The 13,848-nt window shown below is 67.1% G+C and carries 11 protein-coding genes; 3 read left to right on the top strand and 8 right to left on the bottom strand.

What is annotated here, in order from left to right; translation table 11 throughout:
* The 5 genes from L1F31_RS16780 to L1F31_RS16800 are packed head-to-tail and all read right to left on the bottom strand — an operon-like array spanning window position 1 to window position 7,150.
* Window positions 1–1,497, bottom strand: a complete 1,497-nt coding sequence (locus tag L1F31_RS16780) for an NtaA/DmoA family FMN-dependent monooxygenase (RefSeq protein WP_265418359.1) — start codon at window positions 1,495–1,497, stop codon at window positions 1–3.
* Window positions 1,490–3,481, bottom strand: coding sequence for a dipeptide ABC transporter ATP-binding protein (locus L1F31_RS16785; RefSeq protein WP_265418360.1), 1,992 nt, complete (start codon window positions 3,479–3,481; stop codon window positions 1,490–1,492). The genes L1F31_RS16780 and L1F31_RS16785 overlap by 8 nt, the downstream gene beginning before the upstream one ends.
* Entirely contained in the window at window positions 3,478–4,368 is an 891-nt protein-coding gene (locus L1F31_RS16790; protein ID WP_265418361.1) for an ABC transporter permease, read from the bottom strand. The genes L1F31_RS16785 and L1F31_RS16790 overlap by 4 nt, the downstream gene beginning before the upstream one ends.
* Window positions 4,365–5,450 (bottom strand): ABC transporter permease, encoded by a 1,086-nt coding sequence (locus L1F31_RS16795; protein WP_265418362.1) that lies wholly within the window; start codon window positions 5,448–5,450, stop codon window positions 4,365–4,367. The genes L1F31_RS16790 and L1F31_RS16795 overlap by 4 nt, the downstream gene beginning before the upstream one ends.
* A complete protein-coding gene (locus L1F31_RS16800; RefSeq protein ID WP_265418363.1) occupies window positions 5,450–7,150 on the bottom strand; it encodes an ABC transporter substrate-binding protein in 1,701 nt (566 codons plus the stop codon). Before L1F31_RS16800 ends, L1F31_RS16795 begins: the two co-directional genes overlap by 1 nt.
* 512 nt (window positions 7,151–7,662) lie before the next feature.
* Between L1F31_RS16800 and L1F31_RS16805 the strand changes: the two genes are divergently transcribed.
* Together L1F31_RS16805 and L1F31_RS16810 are read left to right on the top strand one after the other, a co-directional pair.
* The gene (locus L1F31_RS16805; protein WP_265418364.1) at window positions 7,663–8,019 is read left to right on the top strand and encodes an ArsR/SmtB family transcription factor; all 357 of its coding nucleotides are present in this window, start codon (window positions 7,663–7,665) and stop codon (window positions 8,017–8,019) included.
* On the top strand, window positions 8,016–8,507 hold the full coding sequence (locus L1F31_RS16810; protein ID WP_265418365.1) for an SRPBCC domain-containing protein: 492 nt from the start codon (window positions 8,016–8,018) through the stop codon (window positions 8,505–8,507). The genes L1F31_RS16805 and L1F31_RS16810 overlap by 4 nt, the downstream gene beginning before the upstream one ends.
* Here the strand turns inward: L1F31_RS16810 and L1F31_RS16815 are convergent.
* Entirely contained in the window at window positions 8,476–10,203 is a 1,728-nt protein-coding gene (locus tag L1F31_RS16815) for an acyltransferase family protein (protein ID WP_265418366.1), read from the bottom strand. The genes L1F31_RS16810 and L1F31_RS16815 overlap by 32 nt on opposite strands.
* Window positions 10,204–10,418: 215 nt before the next feature.
* On the opposite strand from L1F31_RS16815, the gene L1F31_RS16820 reads away from it, so the two are divergent.
* Complete coding sequence (locus tag L1F31_RS16820) at window positions 10,419–11,450, top strand: NAD(P)H-dependent flavin oxidoreductase (protein ID WP_265418367.1); 1,032 nt, start codon at window positions 10,419–10,421, stop codon at window positions 11,448–11,450.
* 125 nt (window positions 11,451–11,575) lie between these two features.
* On the opposite strand, the gene L1F31_RS16825 is transcribed toward L1F31_RS16820, so the two are convergent.
* On the bottom strand, window positions 11,576–12,805 hold the full coding sequence (locus L1F31_RS16825; RefSeq protein WP_265418368.1) for a UPF0158 family protein: 1,230 nt from the start codon (window positions 12,803–12,805) through the stop codon (window positions 11,576–11,578).
* A gap of 215 nt (window positions 12,806–13,020) precedes the next feature.
* Window positions 13,021–13,752 (bottom strand): response regulator, encoded by a 732-nt coding sequence (locus tag L1F31_RS16830; RefSeq protein WP_265418369.1) that lies wholly within the window; start codon window positions 13,750–13,752, stop codon window positions 13,021–13,023.
* Window positions 13,753–13,848: the final 96 nt, after the last annotated feature.

A 13,848-nucleotide genomic window follows, 5' to 3' on the forward strand; every position in this document is an offset into this window, starting at 1 on the left:
TCAGCTCACCTCCTTGAGTTCGCGAGCCGGGGCGTCGGTGCCAGCGGTAGTTGCTTCGGGTGCTCCGGTTTCGGTTGCGCCGGTTTCGGCTGTTCCGGTACCGCGGGCTTCGCGGCGGGCATCGGCCCAGTCGGCGGCCGTACGGGCCGCGGGCAGTCCGATGTTCTGCCGGAGGGACCCCTCCGGGTATTCGGTGCGGTAGACCCCGAGTTCCTGGAGTTCGGGCACGACCTTCGCCACCACCTCGTCGAGTCCGCCCGGGGTGAGGTGGGGGACGAGGATGAAGCCGTCGGCGGCTTTCGTGCGGACCGCCTCGGCGAGGTCTGTCGCGACCTGGTGCGGGGTGCCGACGTAGGAGTGGCGGGTCGAGACGCGGATGACGAGTTCGCGGGCGGTGAGGTTCTCGGCCTCGGCAATCTGCCGCCAGGACGCGATCGTCGCCTCCGCGTCCTTGATGTGTTTGACCCGGCCTTGGGAGATCGACTCAGCTGCTGGAGGGACGTCGGGCAGGGGCCCGTTCGGGTCGAAGGCGGAGAGGTCGCGGTCCCAGACGCGTTCGAGGAATGCGATGGCGCCGGCCTCGCTGACCTGCTGGGAGGCGACTTCACGGGAGCGTTCGGCCGCCTCGTCGGGGGTGTCGCCGAGGATGACGGAGATTCCCGGGTAGATCTTCAGGGAGTCTTCGGTCCGCCCGTAGCGGGGAAGGCGGGACTTCACGTCCGCGTAGAACTTCCGCCCGGATTCGGGGTCGGAGTGGCGGGTGAAGATGACATCGGCCGAGCCGACGGCGAAGTCGCGGCCGGAGTCCGAGTCCCCGGCCTGGAAGACGACGGGGTGCCCTCCGGGCAGGGCGCCGGTGGGGAAGCGTCCGGCGATGTCGAAGAAGTCGCTGTTGTGGGTGAAGGTGCCGTCAGCGGCGGTGGTGGAGTCGACGCCGGCAGCGGTGCCGTCGCCGGCGGCTGTGTCTCCGGCGGCCGTGTCCCAGAGTTTCCGCGCCACGTCGATGAAGTCTTCGGCTCGGCGGTAGCGGTCGGCGTAGTCGAGGTAGCCGCCGCGGCGGAAGTTCTCGCCCGTGAAGGCGTTGGAGGTCGTCACGACGTTCCAGGCGGCGCGACCGTTCGAGAGGTGGTCGATGGTCGCGAGCCGGCGGGCGATGTCGAAGGGTTCGTTGAACGTCGCGCTCAGTGTCCCGGCCAGCCCGATGTGCTGAGTGACGGCGGCGAGCGCGGAGAGGACGGCGGTGGTGTTCGGCCGGCCGACGACGTCGAGGTCGAAGATCTTCCCTTGGTGTTCGCGCAGCCGCAGGCCTTCGGCGAGGAAGAAGAAGTCGAAGAGTCCGGCCTCGGCGGTCTGTGCGAGGTGGGCGAAGGAGTCGAATTCGATGTGGCTGCCCGAAGCGGGGTCGGACCACACGGTCGTATTGTTCACCCCCGGGAAGTGGGCGGCGAGGTGGACCTGGCGCGGTTCGCCGGGGATGGTGCTGTCGAAGTCAGGCATGGTGTGCTCCTGTCGGTTCGGTGGGGTTCGGGGCGAGTGAGTCGTCGCCGGAGTCGGTGGGGGTCGTGCGCACCGCCGAGTCGGTGTCGGGGCTGCCGGGTGCGGTCGTGCGCACGGCCGAGTCGTCGAAGCACGGCACCGCGTTGATGAGTGCCCGCGTGTAAGCGTCCGCACTCTCGTGGAGGACGCGGGCGGTCGGCCCGGATTCGACGACGCGACCGTCCTTCATCACGATCACCTCGTCGGCGATCTGCTCGATGACGGCGAGGTCGTGGGAGATGAAGAGGTAGGCGACGCCGAGGCGGGCCTGCAGATCGACGAGCAGCTGGAGGATCTGCGCCTGCACACCGACGTCGAGTGCGGAGACGGGTTCGTCGAGGATGATCACCTCGGGATCGACGGCCAGCGCCCGGGCGATCGCGAGCCGCTGTCTCTGTCCTCCCGAGAGTTCGCGCGGCGTGCGCCCGAGCAGGCTGTGGTCGAGGGCGACGGAGTCGAGCAGCTCCCGCACCCGTGCCGGCCGGTCGCTCCGGGTGCCGATGCGGTGTCCGCGCAGCGGTTCGGTGAGGATCCGCTCGACCGTGTAGTGCGGGTCGAGCGCGGCGCTCGAGTCCTGGTGGACGTAGCGGATGCGCCGGCCGAGGTCCTTCCGCCCGTAATCGGTGACGGGCTTTCCGTGGAGGGTGATCTCGCCGGAGTCCGTCCGTTCGGCGCCGAGCAGGATCCTCGCCGAGGTGGTCTTCCCCGACCCGGATTCCCCGACGATTCCCACCGTCGTCCCCGCCCGCAGCGTGATGTCGAGACCGTCGACGGCGGGACGGTCCCCGCCGAAGTCCCGCACGATCGCACGGCCGGACAGGACCGCCTCGGTGCCGGTGTGGACTGTATCCGTCATGGTGGCGCCGGCAGGGTTCACGCCGGTGTTCGCGACCGACGTCGGAGGACGGTGCGACGGGACGACGGCGTCGATGCTCGGGCGCAGCCGACCCCACCCGAGGTGCGGGGCCACGGCGAGCAGCGACCGCGTGTACGCATGCTGGGGGTCGGCGAGGACGCGGTCGGTGGGTCCGGTCTCGACGATGTGCCCGGCCTGCATGACCAGCAGCTTCGCGGCGCGTTCCTTCGCGACCCCGAGGTCGTGGGTGATGAGCACGAGCGCAGTCTGCGACCCGGCGACGAGGCCGCTGAGCACATCGAGGACCTGCTTGGCGACCGTGGCGTCGAGGGCCGAGGTGGGTTCGTCGGCGATGATGAGCGCCGGCCGGGCGGCGATCGCATTGGCGATGAGCACGCGCTGCCGCTGACCGCCGGAGAGTTCGTGTGGGTACCGCCGCCCGTGGGTCTGCGGGTCGAGCCCCACGGCGTCGAGCACCTCGGCAATGCGGGCTCTGATCTGCGGTTTCGCATATCCGTTGACCATCAGCGTCTCGTGAAGCGCCGAGGACACCGTGCGCACCGGGTTGAGCCCGGCACCCGCATCCTGCGGCACATAGGCGATGCCCGTGCCGAGGATGCGCTGCCAGGTGCGCGGCTTCGCCGAGGTGAGATCCTCGCCGAGGTGGCTCTGCGTGTCCGCGTCGACCCTCGTCCCAGCCGGAAGGAGTCCGGTCAGGGCCGCGGCCGTCGTCGACTTCCCCGACCCGGATTCGCCGACGATCGCAAGCGTGTCACCGGGCGCCAGGCTGAAGTCGATGTCAGTGATCGCCGGGGCGATCGCACCGGGGTAGGTGACGCTCAGCCCCGCGACCTCGAGGACCGGTGCAGCCTGGAGTGAGGGGGTCGGGGTTGCCGTTGACGGCGACTCGGTCGAGGTCGACGATGAGCCGAGGGCCGCCTCGGTGACGGGGACTTTCGTTTTATCGGCCGAGGTCTCGGGCGATATGGGGTCGGCAGTTGCGGGTTCGTGGGTCTGCGTGCTGGCATCGTCGAGGAGTTCGGTGCCGGCCCCGGCCGAGGGCCAGGCGAGGAGATCGGTGTGGATCATCGGAATTCCTTCTCGGAGTTGACGGTGTGGGACAGACGGTTGGCGGCCAGCACCACCGCTGCGACGACGAGTCCGGGGAACGTCGTCATCCACCAGGCGGCGGCGAGGAAGTCGCGGCCTTCGGAGACGAGCAGCCCCCATTCGGGCTGCGGCGGCGGGGCACCGAATCCGAGGAAGCTCAAGGCCGACACGGCGAGCACCGCGGACCCGAACTCGAGCGCGAGCAGCGCCCCGATCGGGCCTCTGACTTGCGGCAGGATGTGACGGGCGAGGACCGATGCGGCGGAGAGACCGTCGGCGCGGGCGGCGCGGACGAACTCGGTCGACCGCCACCGGATCACCTCTGCGCGAGTGAGACGAGCGAACGACGGCACGGCCGCGACACCGACAGCCACGGCGACATTGAGGGTGCCGAAGCCGAGCGCCGTGATCACGGCCATCGACAGCAGCAGACCGGGCACAGCCTGGAGGACGTCGACAGTGCGCATGAAGATCGCATCGAGTACACCGGTGAAGAATCCGGAGAGCAGACCGATGAGGACACCCGCGCCGACGCCGATGAGCACGGCGGCGAGGCTGGCCGCCAGGGTCTGCGCCGAACCGTGGACGGTGCGGGCGAAGACGTCACGGCCGAGCTGGTCGGTGCCGAAGAGATGTTCGGCACCGGGCGGCAGGAGGCGGTCGGCCGGGTCACCGGTGAGCGGATCGACACCGGTGAGCAGGCCGGGCCACAGAGCGGCGACCGCCGCGAGACCGAGGACGATGATCGCGATGACCTCGACGGTCCCGATCCGGGAGGTGCTCACCCCCGAGGTGAGGCGACGCAGGGTGCCTGCCTCGACGACCTCGCTCTGATTGTTCTTCTGCAGTTCGGTAGCCAGGCTCATGCGCGCGCTCCTTCGGTTTCCGTCGATTCGGACTCGGTCGATGCGGGCTCTGCCGTCGAGCCAGCCGGGCTCGCATCGGCGGTTGCGTCGTCACGGACGGCCACCTCGGCGAGGGTGTGCCCGTCCTTCGATTCGACCTTCCGACGTGCGGCGCGCAGCCGCGGATCGAGCAGCGGGTAGCTGAGGTCGGTCACGAGGTTGACGAGGACGAACACTGCCGCGGCGAAGAGGACGATGCCCTGGACGAGCGGGATGTCCTGCCCGGTCACGGCGGTCTGGGCGAGCCGGCCGAGGCCCTGCCGGGAGAACACGTTCTCGACCACGACGGACCCGGCGAGCGCCTGGCCGAACAGCACCCCGCCCATCGTCAGCGTCGGCAGCAGCGCAACGGGCAGAGCCTGGCGCAGCAGCAGCCGCAGACGGGTGTAGCCCGACGCATGGAAGGTCGTGACGAAGGGTTCGATCCACGCGTTCTGCAGCGCCCGGAACAGGACCTGGGCGATGATCGCCGACAGCGGGATCGCCAGGGTCACGGCCGGCAGCACGATGGCGGCCGGGGTTCCGGTGCCCACCGCGGGGAAGAGCGGGAGGCGGAAGGAGAAGACCTGCAGCAGCATGAGCCCGACCCAGAAGGTCGGCAGTGCGACCCCGAGTCCCGGCAGGGCGGCGAGGGTGTCGCGCAGCCACGGGCGGCGGGTCAGGGTCGCGGCCACGGCGATGACGGTTCCGACTGCCAGGGCGAGGCCCAGGGCCAGCGCGGCGAGAGCGAGCGTCGACGGCAGGGCGGCGGCGATCGCCTCGGTTACGGGGGTGCCGGCCTGGATCGAGGTGCCGAAGTCGAGACGGACGACGGCGAAGAGGGCGAGCAGGTACTGGATGGGCAACGGCTGGTCGAGGTTGAACTCGGCACGGAGCCTGGCCACCTCGGCGGGGTCGAAGCTCTGCAGCTCTCCCCCGGCGCCGAGCATCGTGATGACCGGATCGCCGGGCAGCCAGTAGAGGAGGAAGAAGCTCAAGGTGAACGCGATCCACAGGACGAGCAGCCCTTGGGCCAGCCGGGAGGCGAGGTAGCGCGGGCTCATCACTGCTCACCGCCGAGCCAGGTGTCGTAGAGCTGGAAGCGCGACGAGGCTTCGTACGTGAAGTCGCGGACGTTCTTTCCCGTGCCGATGACTCCGGAGAGTTCGACGATCGGAATCGAGTAGCCTTCGTCGATGAGGATCTTCGCCGCTTCTGTGAAATCCGCCGTGCGCTTCTTCTCATCCAGGGTGGAGGTTGTGCGGGCGAGGATGTCGTCGAGCTTCTCCTTCTTCTTCCTCGCGTTGCCATTCTGCTCATCGACGCCGAAGTAGTTGCGGAGCACATCGCCGTCGGCACGGGTGAGGTTGCCGAAGGTCAGCTCCTCCTTGCTCTCGGCCTGCTGGGCGGTCACCTCGGCGGTGGTCTTCTTTTCGAGCTTGAGGTCGAAGCCGATCTCCCGCAGCTGCTGCTGGACGAGTTCGAGGAACGGAGCGTCCTGCCAGTAGGTCAGGGTCACGCTCAGCGGAGTGCCGTCCTTGATCCGGATGCCGTCGTCGCCGACCTTCCACCCGTCGTTCTCGAGCAGCTTCTTCGCACCGTCGGGATCGTAGGCCAGGAGGTCGGAGAGGTCTTCGTACTGCGGGGTCGACTTCGCGAGCACCGAGGTGGCCGGAGCCTGATGTTCCGAGATCACGCTCTGCAGCTGCTTGCGATCGATGCCTTTGACGAGTGCCTGGCGCACCGATCTGTCCTTGGCGATCTTCCCGGTGAGCTTGGGTACGAGGTTGTAGACGACGCCTGGGTTCGGGCGGGACGCGATGCCCAGGCCCTGTGCTTCGAGCGTCTTCTCGTCCTGGGATTGGACGGAGAAGTCGACGTCGACCTGCCCCGAGAGCAGCGAGCCGTTGCGCACCGAGGCTTCGGGGACGATGGAGAAGTCGATCCCGTCGAGGTGGGCCGGCCCCTCGTGCTTCGCAATCGAGGACGGCCAGTCGTAGTCGTCGAACCGGGCGAGCTTGATCGACTTGTTGTGCTCGAAGGACTTCACTTCGAACGGGCCCGTGCCGATGATGTCTCCGGTGCAGCGCTCCTCGGCGGACTTCGCGAGCGTGTCCGAGGAGTAGAAGCCCAGCGACATCGTCGACGTCGCCTGCAGGAACTGGGCGTTGGACTTGTCGAAGGTGAAGGTGACGGTCTGCTTGTCGGGAGTCTTGATCGTCGTCAGCCCGTCGAGGTAGGTCTGCCCCAGGGATGCCTTCGCGCCGAGATCCTGGATCGCTTCGAAGTTCTCCTTCACCGAGGCGGAGGTGAAGTCAGTTCCGTCCTGGAACTTCACCCCGTCACGGAGGTGGAAGGTGAAGGTCTTCGCATCATCGGAGACCTCCCAGCTCTCGGCGAGCCACGGCTTGATCTCCTGGGTCTCGGGGTCCTGGTCGGTGAGCGAGTCGGTGATCTGGCGGGTGACGTTGAGGGTGACGTTCGTGCCCTGCTGCTGACCGTCGAGGCAGGTCGGGTCGACGTCGTAGGCGATCTTCAGTGTTCCGCCGTTCTGCGGTGCGGCGTCCTCACCGTCGGCCTGCGCCGAGCCGGAGCAGCCTGCGAGCAGGAGGGAGCCGGCCGTGAGTGCGGCCAGAGCGAAGCGGGTGCGGCGCCCCTGAGAGCGGATCGGTTCGGTGCCGACGACGCCCGAGGATGCGGTGGCGCCCGAGGATGCGGTGGCGGACGATCGGTTCGAATCGGTGGGAGAGCTGAAAGTGGGCATGGGTGTCCTGAGTGGTGTCAGAGGTGGATGTGGAGTCACAGGTGCGTGCGGAGGCAGAGATGCGAGCGAGCCGAGACGAACACAGCTGGTCACTCAACAGTGATTGCTCAACACATTATTTGGGAGATCAGACGTGATTTTCCGACAGATCTGAAATCCGCGGGAACGCGAAAGGTGACCGCAGGTGGGGCGGTGAGGCTTCTGCAGCTCGCTCGGAGACACTGCCTCGCAGTGAAGAATGCGGGCAGATCAGGCGCTGACGAGGCGAAACATCGGCATGGGCATGCGACAATCAAGAGCTTCGAACCGTGCGGACAATGCCCAGGTCTGCGAATTCTTAAAAGCGATCATCGTACCCTCTGTTGAAGTGATGCCGTGCCTTGTTGACGATCCCCACAGTATCAGTATTCCATATTGCTCAACAATAATTCGTTGAATTTCCCGTCACGCTTCGTCATAAATTTCAGTTCAGCTCTTCCTTCGGATTGCCTCGCGGTGTAATACTTAGCCGCATGGTTAAGTATTCGGATGAGCTCGACGCGATGTTCTCGGCCCTGGCGGATCCCACCCGGCGCAGCGTGATCGCTCGCCTCGGCGCCGGTCCGGCCAGTGTCGGGGAGCTCGCTCGACCGCTGTCGATCTCGCTTCCCTCATTCATGAAGCACGTACGCAGTCTGGAGTCGTGCGGCCTGATCAGAACCGAGAAATCCGGACGGGTGCGCACCTGCGTGCTCAACCATGACCGTTTGGGACTGCTGTCCTCCTGGCTGGAAGAGCAGCGTCGCATCTGGGAAGACAGCACGGATCGTCTCGAACGGTTCGTCACCACTGGCTCTGCCCAACCAGCCCATCCGAAAGAGGAATCATGACCGCACATGTCTCACGCACCCGCCACCTTGACCCAGAGCTCGACCTCACTATCCAGCGCGTCATCCGCGCGCCGAAGCAGGCGCTCTGGAATGCCTGGACGACACCGGACCAACTCGCGCAATGGTGGATTCCGGCACCGCTGAAACTGCGTGTCGACGCCCTCGAACTCGCTCCCGGCGGCGCCTTCGTCACCCGGATGAGCGAAGACGGGACCGAGTGGCACCCGCATGTCGACGCAGTGTTTCTCGTCATCGAGGAGGGCAGCCGACTCGTGTTCACGAATGGGGTGAGCAGCTCGTGGCACCCGGCTCTGCCGGATCCCGTGGCCATGACCACGGAGATCATCCTCGGCGACCATCCCGAGGGCACCGACTACCAGGCCGTCGTCCGGCACGGCAGCCCCGAACAGCGTGCCCGGCACGAGGAGCTCGGCTTCTTCGACGGGTGGGGAACTGTCACCGACCAGCTGGCCGCCGCAGTGGAATGAGCTCTGCTGGAATGAACTCAGCTCCTGGGGCAGGTTCGCCGCTTGAGGCGGTGGTGGCACCCGCGTCGGTTGTGGCTCCCGGGCTGGTTGTGGCTCCCGAATCGGTGACAGCCCCCGAATCGAGCGCGGCTGCGATGATGAGCGAACCCAGCAGCAGTGTCGAGGCGAGCACCGTCCAGATCAGTGGTGCGATGCCGATGAGGAGCGCGATGGCGACGCCGGCGGTCGCGGCACCGACAGCTGCGACGGCTCTGAGCTGAGGAGACGGGCCCGTCCGGTCTCCGGAGCCTGCATCGCCAGTCCGGTCGTCGGCACCTGCGTCGCCAGCCCCCTCGTCGGCACCTATAGCTCCTGCGTTTCCTCTCATCTCGCGGAAGAGTCCGCCGATCCTCCGACCCACCGATGCCAACCGTCGTTCGGAGGGGAACGGGATCCGCTCCGTGAGCACGGCGACCAGCGCCGAGATCCCCATGACGACGAGCAACCACGGCAGTCTCGATGCCCACCACCATCCTGAACCGATCTCAGGCAGAACGTATTCGCTCAGCCCGGACATCCCGGACACTACCTGCGCCAGGGCGCCGAGGCCGCCGATGAGGACGATGACCACACTCATGTGCCAGAGATAGACCTGCATCCCATACTGATTGCCCCAATCGATGACTCGGCGCCAGATCTGCGCACGGAGAGCACGAGGCTCAGGCGCCGCCTCGGTGGCGGTATCGGACGCTTCGGTCAGCATCCGATTCAGTCGGGCATGGATGAGCCGCATCGCGCACATCTGCACCACCCCGAGCAGCACGAGGGCTCCGGTGGGCGGATTGAGATTGACGAGCATGTTCGGGCTGTAGACCCCTGCGGCGACGAGCCCGATCAGGGTCAGCAACGCGGCCACCAGCACAGACCAGACAAGGGGCCTGCGCACGGGGCGGGACAGCGCATCCGCGTAGAAGAACCCGAGCTGCTGGACCAACGGCCACACGAACAGGAAGTTCAGGTAGCCGAGCCCGGAGACGCCCGTGACCGCAATCAAGCCGTCGACGACGATGACGGCACCGGCGAGGAGGGCCAGGGATCGCCTCGGCGCGGTTTCATGGAAATGCACGGCCACGGGCACGAGGGCGGTGAGGCCGATATAGACGGCGAGGAACCACAGCGGCTGGCCGATGCGATGGCTGGCTTCGGTGAGCAGGGCGGAGGGGACGCCGAGCTCGCCTGCCACGGACAGTCCGAGACCGGCGAGGGCGATGAGCACGGTGACTGGGACGATGAGTCGGCGCAGGCGAGCGCGCAGGTGATCGGCCCATGTGCCTCCCTGTGCGCGGGTGCGGCGCCAGCCGATGATGCCTGCGCAGCCGCCGATGATGAAGAACAGGGGCATGATCTGGAAGAGCCAGGATGCGGCGGCGAATCCCGCGGTGTCCGAGAGCGCAACGGTCGGCACCACTGTGCCATCGGGGCCGAGCACCGCGGCGCTCATCATCGAGTGGAGGACGACCACGACGACGAGGCAGCCGAAGCGAACGAGATCGAGGGCAGGGTCTCGACGGGGCTTGGCCGCGGGGTGAGTGGGCTTGGCCGAGGTCCGGCGGGGCTGGGCCTGTTCGCGGTGGCGGGGCCCAGCCGAGATACGACGGGGCTCGACCCTTTCGCGGTGATCATCGGGTGGCAGCGAATCGGTGAGTGTGACAGTCATGTCGGTTCCCTTGTTGAGGCGTCGAATTTTCGAGGTGTCGAATTGCGATGCCTCCGAAGTTAGGAACCATGTTCGGTCCGCCGCATCACACTGCAGAGCCGAACTCGACTCCGCCGACCGATACCTGGGAGGGATGCCTGACGTTGAAGAACGGATACTCCCGCCGCTCGTGTGAGAATGGCGATGAGCACACCCGACTTCAAGGAGAGACACCCGTGACGATCGCCTTCGAGAAGACCACCCTGCCGATCATCGGCGCTCCCATGGCCGGTGGGACGACGACGCCGGAACTCACCGAGGCGGTCGCCCGGGCCGGCGGTTTCCCCTTCGTCGCCGGCGGGTACCTCACGGCCGAGGCCCTGGCCTCGCTGGTCGAGCGGATGCGGGAGACCACCGACGTCTTCGGAGTCAATCTCTTCGCCCCGAACCCTGCCCCCATCGACCACGAGGCCTTCGCCGACTTCGTCACCGCACTCGAACCGGCAGCTGCCGAACGCGGAGTCACGCTCAACCCCGAACCTGTCGACGACGATGACCATTTCGACGCCAAACTCGATTGGCTCATCGACCATCCGGTGCCCGTGGTCTCGATGACCTTCAACCTGCCCACCGCCGAGGCGGTCGATCGTCTCCATGCCGTCGGCAGTCAGATCATCGCCACCGTCACCTCGGTGCCGGAGGCCCGCGTGGCCGCCGAACGCGGAGTCGACGGGCTCATCGTCCAGGGCCCGCGCGCCGGCGGGCATTCGGGCACCGCCGATCCGACGCGGACGATCGATGACCGTGCCACCGTCGATCTCGTCCGCGACATCCTCGCCGAGGTGGACCTGCCCGTGGCAGCGGGAGGCGGAGTCGATGGTGAGGCCATGGTCGCCGAGCTCATCGACGCCGGGGCGAGCGCCGTCGTCGTCGGCACGCTGCTGCTGCGCTCCGATGAGGCGGGCACCTCGGCCACGTACCGTGCCGCTCTGGCCTCCGAGGAGTTCTCCGAAACCCAGCTGACACGCGCATTCACCGGTCGGCCGGCGCGGGCTCTGGTCAATGACTTCGTGCGCCGCTTCGATCCGGTGGCCGTCGACGCCTATCCGGCGGTGCACCACCTGACGAAGGAGTTCCGGGCCGCAGCGAAGAAGGCCGATGATCCACACGGTCTGCATCTCTGGGCCGGAACCGGCTACCGGGGAGCGCGCGAAGGCTCAGCCGAGACGATCGTCAAGGACCTCGGCGCCGGCTTCGCCCGGGACTGACGCGGTCGCGGTCCTGTTCAGGGCCGCGGCCCCCGTCGCGCATGACCCTAGGTGGTCGAAATGGTCACGTGCTGCCCGCGGCCGACGTGACCATTTCGACCACCTAAGCGGCGAAGTCCTGCCCCTCACACGACTCTGATCCCGTTCTCGGCGAGGATCAGCCGTGCGCGTCCGTATTTCCGGTCGTCGGAGAACTGCATCCACCGGTCGCCGAGGTCGTGGTCGTCGGTGAATCGCCGGAAGCGTCGAAAGGCTCCGGTGCCTTCGATCGCCATCAGTCCGCGATCGCGGATCTCCGGATCGCGCAGTCCTGAGACGAAGGCCTCCATGTCTTTCCAGGCATCCCTGGTTTCGGCTCGGTCGAACCTCGCCCACCGGTCCGGGTCCTCGCTGACGTCGATGTCCGCATCGCCGTAGTCCACCACCATGGCGTCGATGACATCGCCGGTCTCAAGGTCGATATAGCCTCCGTCCGACTCATCGAACGACCCTTCGTGAACCATGGAGAGCATTTCGATATCGACATCCAGGTCGCGACCGGGAGCCGGTTCGTTCCGCAGCTTGGCCAGCAGCGCGGCGGAGAGTTCGCTGTCACCGGGGAAACCGCGGAAGGTCAGTCGATTCACGACAGACAGCGCCATCGTCTCCACCTTGTCCCGGTCTCTGTCGAGCGCCATGGACAGGCCCGCGCCCGACAGTTGGAGCGCCTCGTCGATCTGTCTGCCGAGCAGCGCTGCGACAAGGCGGTCGACGTCTCTCGCTGCGGTGGCGGCCCGAAGGTCTCTGGCGTCGACGAACGGACGCTCAGCATCGTCGGGCCAGAACCTGCCCGCCATCGGCTCGACGGTCTTCGGTTCGGGTGGAGTCGCTTCCGTCCCGTCATCGTTGGGCCACCGGCGGCCGTATTGATCGGGCATCGCACCCCAGCCCCAATGGGCGACGAGGCGACGAGGTGTTTCCCCGAACATCGCGACGGGATCGACCTTGCTTGCCGCCACCACGCACTTGTGGGTCCAGTCGTCGCCGAGGTCGAAGGTGAATCTGAATTCGTCGCCGGGCTTCACTGTGCGCGTCACCTTCACCCGCGTGAAGTCGAGTGTCTCCTGGAGCGGCCCGAACTCCGAGGCGGCGAATTCCTCGGCGCTCTCCTCATCTGTGATTGTTCGCCCGTCGGCCAGGGTGAAGACCGAGAGGTGCGCGAGATCCCAACGGGCGAAGGCCGTGTTGATGGCGCCGGCAAGATCGGCGAATGTGTGTGAGGGCCCGACCAAGAAGGACCGGCCCGGACGCGGCCACAGTGTGTTGCCTCGTCCGCTGAGCAGTTCGACATCGATGGACAGCCATGTCTTCGCCATCCCACCAGTATGCGCGACACTCCCCAACGGACGCGAGCTCTCCATGCTGACGCTGTCAGCCTCAGTCCCTGACCAACCGCCTGGTCAACCGCTCCGCAGTCGCCTCAGTGGTCGAAATAGTCACGCTCCCGGCAAGAATGCGTGACCATTTTGACCACCTGAGCCGCCCTGCGGAGAGCAACCGGAATCCGCCTGCGGAGCGTCGACTGGGACCCTCAGCTCCCCGCGACAACCAGCCCGGACTCGTAGGCGGCGACGACGATCTGGGTGCGGTCGCGCAGCCCCAGCTTCGCAAGGATCCGGGAGACGTGGGTCTTCACTGTCTGCTCGGCGAGGTAGAGCTGTTCGGCCACCTCGGCGTTGGCATGGCCTTTCGCGACCAAGGTCATCACGTCGATCTCACGGTCGGTCAGCTGCCCGAGCACCGCGGTGTCCTTGGCCACGGTGGGTCCGGCGACGTATTCGGCGATGAGCCGCCTGGTCACCGAGGGCGCGAGCAGCGACTCCCCGCCGGCGACGACGCGCACGGCGGTGATGAGATCTTCGGCGGTGGCGTCCTTGAGGAGGAACCCGCTGGCCCCGGCACGCAGGGCTGAGAACACGTATTCGTCGGCGTCGAAGGTCGTGAGCATGATGACGCGCGGGTGGACCCCGGGCATGTTGAAGATCGCGCGGGTGGCGTCGAGGCCGTTGAGGTTCGGCATCCGGATGTCCATGAGGATGACCTCGGGATCCGTGCGGCGGACGAGGTCGATGACGGCCGATCCGTCATCGGCGCTGCCGACGACCTGCATGTCCGTCTGCGCGTCCAACAGCGCCCCGAAACCCTGCCGGACCATCGCCTGATCGTCGACGATCGCCACCCGGATCGTCGTCGCCGACGGTGGGGGCACACTCGCCGAGGCGGCTCCCCCGTCCCCGTCCTTCGCATCCTCAATTCCCGGCATGGTCCCAACCTACCGGAGGCCCGCGACGAAGAACCCGCGAAAACCGCGAGAATCCGGTCCGGACACCGCAGTTCGGGCGAATTTCATCCTTTCGGG

It is taken from the genome of Brevibacterium spongiae, assembly GCF_026168515.1.
In the GTDB taxonomy this organism is placed as follows: Bacteria; Actinomycetota; Actinomycetes; order Actinomycetales; family Brevibacteriaceae; genus Brevibacterium; species Brevibacterium spongiae.

What these genes read in the sequence shown, in the direction of transcription:
- L1F31_RS16785 (WP_265418360.1), bottom strand. Translation starts at nt 3,481, where the DNA reads ATGATCCACACCGATCTCCTCGCCTGGCCCTCGGCCGGGGCCGGCACC.
- L1F31_RS16815 (WP_265418366.1), bottom strand. Translation starts at nt 10,203, where the DNA reads ATGACTGTCACACTCACCGATTCGCTGCCACCCGATGATCACCGCGAA.
- L1F31_RS16800 (WP_265418363.1), bottom strand. Translation starts at nt 7,150, where the DNA reads ATGCCCACTTTCAGCTCTCCCACCGATTCGAACCGATCGTCCGCCACC.
- L1F31_RS16780 (WP_265418359.1), bottom strand. Translation starts at nt 1,497, where the DNA reads ATGCCTGACTTCGACAGCACCATCCCCGGCGAACCGCGCCAGGTCCAC.
- L1F31_RS16810 (WP_265418365.1), top strand. Translation starts at nt 8,016, where the DNA reads ATGACCGCACATGTCTCACGCACCCGCCACCTTGACCCAGAGCTCGAC.
- L1F31_RS16795 (WP_265418362.1), bottom strand. Translation starts at nt 5,450, where the DNA reads ATGAGCCCGCGCTACCTCGCCTCCCGGCTGGCCCAAGGGCTGCTCGTC.
- L1F31_RS16825 (WP_265418368.1), bottom strand. Translation starts at nt 12,805, where the DNA reads ATGGCGAAGACATGGCTGTCCATCGATGTCGAACTGCTCAGCGGACGA.
- L1F31_RS16790 (WP_265418361.1), bottom strand. Translation starts at nt 4,368, where the DNA reads ATGAGCCTGGCTACCGAACTGCAGAAGAACAATCAGAGCGAGGTCGTC.
- L1F31_RS16830 (WP_265418369.1), bottom strand. Translation starts at nt 13,752, where the DNA reads ATGCCGGGAATTGAGGATGCGAAGGACGGGGACGGGGGAGCCGCCTCG.
- L1F31_RS16805 (WP_265418364.1), top strand. Translation starts at nt 7,663, where the DNA reads ATGGTTAAGTATTCGGATGAGCTCGACGCGATGTTCTCGGCCCTGGCG.